Origin of the sequence: Okeania sp. SIO2F4 (genome assembly GCF_010672385.1) — a bacterium.
Taxonomy (GTDB): domain Bacteria; phylum Cyanobacteriota; class Cyanobacteriia; order Cyanobacteriales; family Microcoleaceae; genus Trichodesmium.
Window position 1 is genome coordinate 1 of sequence record NZ_JAAHGT010000534.1, and the last position, 6599, is coordinate 6599.

Below are 6599 nucleotides of genomic sequence, written 5' to 3' on the forward strand. Positions count from 1 at the left end.
TAACCAGATCTTCCTAGAAATTCACAATCCTGGTGCGATAAAAAAATACTGTCAACAAAGCAAAATAGGGAAAAAATTACCAACTGCATTTTATATTCATATCTCTGCTTTAGACAAACTTCATCCCTTACTGCGACTCTACGAAAATTTAGCTCATCGTTTATATTTTAAAGCTGTTTCTAGGCAAAAAGCTGATGCCAATATCGCTACATTAATAAAGTTTAATTTTGACAAACCAACAATTTCTTATTTACACTATCCAGATTTTGATATTGACCCTCATCCTGCCTTAAAAACTAGCATTTCCATTAATATGAATGAGGGAAAAGTTGAGCAGAGAAACTACAGCAATAGTCAAAATCCTCCTGTGCTGCATCGGAAAGAAACTTTTGTTACTCCTGAATATCCCCACTACCAAAAATTTGCTCAATTAACTTCTGCTGAAGTAAAACTAGGACTGTTAGATAATACTCGTTTAATTGGTACTCGCCAAGGATGGTTAATTCACCTCAAAAATCATGGCATAGAAATTCGAGACCATGATGTAATTCAGCATACTATTGAGATGCCAATTCCCAAAATAGAACGTCATAAAGCTGCCATAGTTCGTAAACAAATTTCTAAACCAGTACGTTTAGCTGTAGAAGCAAATCTATTTACAGAAAGCACAACTTTTTTTGACTATGGTTGTGGATATGGTGAGGATATTAAACTTATTGCTAAAAAAGGTTATTTAAGTGCAGGTTGGGACCCTTATTATTTGCCAGAAACTCCTTGTATTGCTGCTGATATTGTTAATCTTGGTTATGTAATTAATGTAATAGAATCTTTGGCAGAACGTAGGGAAGCTTTGATTAAATCTTGGCAGTTGACTAAACAAATTTTAATTGTTTCTGCTCTGGTATTAATTGATGATAGTAAAACTGAGGGAAAAGTTGCTTATGGAGATGGCATAATTACAGCTCGTAAGACTTTTCAAAAATATTATGAACAGGAAGAATTAAAGTCTTATATTGACCAAGTGTTGAATGTAGATTCGATTCCTATCGATCTAGGAATTTTCTTTGTTTTTAGAGATGAAACAGAAGCTCAAAATTTCCGCGCATCTCGGTTGAGAACCCGCTTATCTACACCCATAATCACTTGCAAAAATAAGCGGTTTGAAGATTATCAAGAACAGCTTATTCCTTTAATGAACTTTATGAGCGAACGTGGTCGTCTACCAGTTAGAGGGGAACTTGCTGAAGAGACAGATTTAATTGCTGAATTTGGTACTTTTCATCGTGCCTTTCAAGTAATTCTCCAAGCAACCAACTATCAAGAATGGGATAAAATAACAGATAAACGTCGTCAAGATTTGTTAGTATATATAGCCTTAACAAAATTTGGTCGCCGCCCTAAACTTTCCCAATTATCAGTAGTAGTCAGAAATGATATTAAAGCTTTATTTGGTAGTTATACCCAAGCCTGTACATTAGCTGATTTAATGTTATTTAGTTTGGGTAATTCTGACTTGATTAGTAAATGTTGCAAAAATAGTTATATTGGTTATAAATCTGCTAATTCTTTATTTGTTCATGTTTCTACTGTAGCAAAACTTGACCCCTTACTGCGACTTTATGAAGGTTGTGCTAATCGTACAATTGGTAGATTAAATGAGGCAACTATCGTTAAATTTCATCATAAACTACCGATAATATCTTATTTATTTTATCCCGACTTTGATAGAGAAGCTCACCCAGTTTTACATACAACTATGAATATTGATTTGCGAGACTTGAGCGTCAGCTATGAGGATTATACAAATGAATATAATCCACCAATTTTGCACAGAAAAGATGCTTTAGTAACTCCAGATTATCCCCACTATGAAAAATTTGCTAAACTTACAGTGCAAGAAGAAGATAGAGGGCTTTTAAATAATTTCAAACAAATTCAAAATAGACTTGGGTGGCTCAAATGTTTAGAGGAAAATTGTGCAGAAATTAAAGGTCATCGCGTTTATTGGCGTACTAATGTTGACCCTTATCAGTTAAAAATATTAAAGTCTGCTGATGCTGCTCGGAAACGCAGAAGAAAACAACAACTAAATAATTAATAATTAACAATTAATAATTAATAATTGTAGCGCTATGTCCAAGACAACAGTCAACTCCTATCTATCCCTCAGGACTGTTTCATTTCATTTTAGGAAAAAGTGCTATTCCAGTAATTAAAAAAGCTGCTCTAACGCCCATATTTTCCTGACTAATACCAATTTCATAAAATATTGCTACAGTCACGATACAGGGAACATATAACAGAGAATAGTGAAAGAAAAACATAATAAAAAATAGGAAAAAATCTTTAATTTTTAGAGTTTATGGAATTTATATATTTTTTATTGTAGTAATAAATCACATGCTTAAGATGTAACTGACTTTTTTGAATTTGGTATAACCTTAGAGAATAAAACAGCTCTGCCTCTAAAATAGTGGAGTATTATTGCTGATAGCTGATAGCTGACAGCTAATAGCTTATAATAGTTTAAAATAGTGGGAATATGTCAACTATAACTTAAAACCAATGAACAAATTATTTGAAAAACTGAATACCCAGGTGACAATTTTAGGAAGTATTATCGCTATTCTTTGGATTGTTCAAATTATTAATGCTGAACTTTTAGCAGGAAAACTGAATTATTACGGCGGAATTCATCCTCAAAGTTCTATGGGAATTACTGGTATTTTTTTTGCTCCATTTTTGCATGGTAGTTATGCTCACTTAGTAGCTAATATTGTGCCACTAATTACTCTTGGTTGGTTAATCATGTTACGGGGATTTGGTGATTTTTTCTTTGTGAGTATTGTTACTATAATTGTTAGTGGTTTAGGTATTTGGTGTTTTGGTTCACCAGGTTCTATTCATATCGGTGCTAGTGGATTAATTTTTGGTTATTTCGGTTTTTTGTTACTCCGAAGTTTATTTGATTTTAGTATTTTATCAGTTATTTTCGCCTTAACTGCTGGTTTTCTTTACAGTGGTTTAATTTGGGGTATTTTACCTTCCGATCCTGATGTATCTTGGGAGGCACACTTATTTGGTTTTCTGGGTGGGATACTTGCAGCTCAACTTTTGGGCAAACGCAAAAGAAATAGTTAGAATCGTCTTAGTGCAAAAAAACTTAATCTCTGTTTGATTTACTAATAGTTGAACTTGGAATTACAGTCTATTCTATGTCAATCTGGTACAGTGATTATAGTAGATTATATCGACAAAAATGAAACCTTGATTCAAGACTTCAAACACTCTTTTAAAAGCTACTGATACTCTACTTCATACCTTTTCACGGAAGTCAAAAGTTAAAAGTAAGATTTTATAGGCTCAAAAATTTGACTATACAGTAATTTCAGGAAATTATTTCATATTTAAAGTTTGAAACTATTTGTGCAATCTTTAAAGTCAGGACTTACGAAAAACTACTATATATAGAGTTAAAAAACTATAACGTTATAGTTTTTAACGCTATATATGTATGTGGTCTGGTGCGTAAGTCCCAAAAGTAAATTGGTATCATCTACCTGGAATCTACTGTATGAGTTGCATCATGTCCGGCTAAATACTGGTAATAACACAGAACAGCAAATAAGGGAGAGAATAGGGATGTTGCATACAATGTCCCTATAGAATAATATTATTTATAACTTATATTCCACACTTCCTTGCTAGACACGACAAGTAGCATGACATAGAGAAAAAGAGCTAAGTATTTATACTAAGTAAATTATCGATCTGAAGCAATAATTAATGACTTATTTGAACGTAGACTACTCTAAATCTATGTTCCCAGTTCCCAAGTTAAGGCAAACCCTAAAAACATAATATTTTGTGCTACAAAATAAACTGCGGAATGTGAAATGTGGGTTTAAACTTGAGATAGTATCTACTCTCAAATTGTAAAGATGATCGAGCAAGTTCAGACTCTTAGAAAAACATATACTATTATTCAAGACTTAAAAAAAGGACCCTTTGGCAAAACCTATCTAGCTGAAAATCAGCAGACAGTTAACAAATCTCTGTGCATAGTCAAACAATTTCAACCTAATACCAGCGACCCTTCTATTTTAGAAGCAGCACGATGTCGCTTTGAAAAAGAAGCGACAACCTTAAAACAGTTAGGCAACCATGAGCAAATTCCCCAACTTTTGGATCATTTTGAGGAAGACCAAAAATTTTATTTAGTCCATGAATTTATTGAGGGCCATGATTTAGGGAGGGAAATTACTAATGGTAAACAACTGCCTCAAAGTCAACTAATTATGTTGCTTTACGATACCTTAGAAGCATTAGAATATATCCATCGTCAAGATGTAATTCACGGTGATATTAAACCCTCAAATTTAATCAGACGTAAATCAGACAATAAAATAGTAGTTACCGACTTTGGAGCAATAAAAGAAATTGAAACATTGGTGTTATCTTCAGACGGAAAAGTACAAGCTTCTGTAGTAGGTACACCAGGTTATATGTCAGTGGAACATTTGGGAGGAAGACCCAAAATAAATAGTGATATTTACGCTTTGGGAATAACAGCTATTCAAGCTTTAACAGGTATTGCCCCAATAGATTTGCTACATCATAGCAAAACTAATGAAGTTTTGTGGCGGGAACTAGCAGCAGTAGAGGATGAGTTAGCAGATATTTTGGATAAGATGGTGTGCAGTCAATATGAAGAACGTTACCAGTCTGCTACAGAAGTGCTGAATGACCTAGAAGAATTATACAAAAATATACAAAATGCACATAGAATAGGAACTATTCTGAATAAGCACTACAAAATTATTCGACTGTTAGGAGAAGGAGATTATGGTCAAACTTATTTAGTTCAAGATCAACAAAAGCTAGATAATTCTCTATGTGTAATTAAACAGATTAAGCCTAAGTCAAAAAATCCTTTACTATTACAGGAAGTCAAAAGATTATTTGAAGAAGAAGCACAAATTATCTACAACCAAGGAAGTCATGACCAAATTCCAGCAATATTAGATGAATTTCAGGAAAATCAAGAATTTTATTTAGTTCAAGAATATGTTGAAGGCAATAGCTTAAATTACGAAATCGATCAAGGTAAATTTAATCAAGCTGAAGCCAAAAAATTCTTAGAAGATGTACTGCAAATTCTCACATTTGTTCATCGTCAGGTACTCCATTTAGATATTAAACCTTCTAATTTAATTAGGCGTTCCGATGGCAAAATTTTCTTAATTGATTTTGGCTCACTTAAACAACTTTCTTCTATAACTTTAAATGAGCAGAGACAACTTATAATTACTCGTTTTGTGGGTACTCATGGCTATATGCCTAAGGAACAATATACCAGGAATCCTAGTCCTAGTAATGACCTATATGCTTTGGGGATGACAGTTGTCCATGCTTTAACAGGTTTATTTCCGGCCGAAATAGGTCGAGACCCAAAAACTGGAGATTTGGGATGGCGGAATTATACTGAGGTAAGCAATCAATTTGCTGCGATTATTAACAGGATGGTAAATCCCTATTTTCGCGCTCGTTATCAAAGTGCAGAGCAAGTTCTTAATGACCTCTGGAATATTGGCAGTCAAACAGAATTTTTGATTGGCTCGGAAACTCCTATTTCTGTGGAACCAGAAATTAATAATTATACAGAAATACCGACAGAAAACTCTGCCAATTTAGAGCTGGATATTAATGTTCAGAATCAAGAGTTGACTGAAACAGATAATGATAATATTCTGCCAGAAAATTCGGCTGCTAATCTTACTCCGTCACCCTCTATTAATTTGGCTTCCAATACATCTGCCAAGAAAAAACATTCCTTTCGTTTGTTGCCGTTTTCTTTGATTTCTCTGGGAGCTACAGTTGTAATTGCTGGTATACTTTTCTGGTCTGAAATTAAATTTATTTACATACTTAATAAATGTAATAAGTGGATTGAAGCAGAGCAGCCGGAAATAGCAGAAAGTTTCTGTGCAGAAGCTATAAAAATTAAACCAAATGACTCGAATGCTCTAAAAAATAATGGGGATATACTGTTTGATTTACAGCGCTATCAAGCAGCTTTAGTTGCCTACAACAAAGCAATAGAAAATAAGCAAGATTTTTATTTAGCTTGGAATGGCAGAGGTTTAGTTTTAAATAAATTAGAGCGTTATCAAAATTCTTTGGATGCTTATGAAAAAGCAATTCAGATATCTACAAATAATTTCAAAGCTTGGAATGGTAAAGGAATAGCATTGATTAGTATAGGTCAGTTTGAAGAAGCATTAAAAGCTATTAATCAAGCTATTGCTGTCGATCCGATGGAACCTCAATCTTGGGAGAATAAAGGTATAGTTTTAGAGTATTTAAACCGTAATCTTGATGCCAGAAAAGCTTTTGAAGAAGCGCTCGCTTTACTTGAACGACAAATTAGAGATAACCCAGAAGATTTGGCAGCAATGGTTGACCGAGGCCAAGTATTGAGTAAACTACAGCGTCATCAAAAAGCATTAGCTTCTTATGAACAAGCTTTACAGTTAAACCCAGATTTTTATCGCGCTTCTATGGGAAAAGGTAATACTTTATTTTTCTTACAGCGCTTT

3 protein-coding genes are annotated in these 6599 nt (G+C 33.6%); all 3 read left to right on the forward strand.

The genetic code is table 11. The features are described 5' to 3' along the window. A partial coding sequence (locus tag F6K22_RS26775; RefSeq protein ID WP_293105087.1) for a DNA phosphorothioation-associated putative methyltransferase occupies window positions 1-2098 on the forward strand: 2098 nt, incomplete at its 5' end. Between the two features lie 467 nt (window positions 2099-2565). Continuing rightward, window positions 2566-3141, forward strand: coding sequence for a rhomboid family intramembrane serine protease (locus F6K22_RS26780; protein ID WP_293105090.1), 576 nt, complete (start codon window positions 2566-2568; stop codon window positions 3139-3141). A gap of 800 nt (window positions 3142-3941) precedes the next feature. Continuing rightward, window positions 3942-6599, forward strand: a 2658-nt coding sequence (locus tag F6K22_RS26785; RefSeq protein WP_293105093.1) for a serine/threonine-protein kinase, incomplete at its 3' end; no start/stop codon positions are given.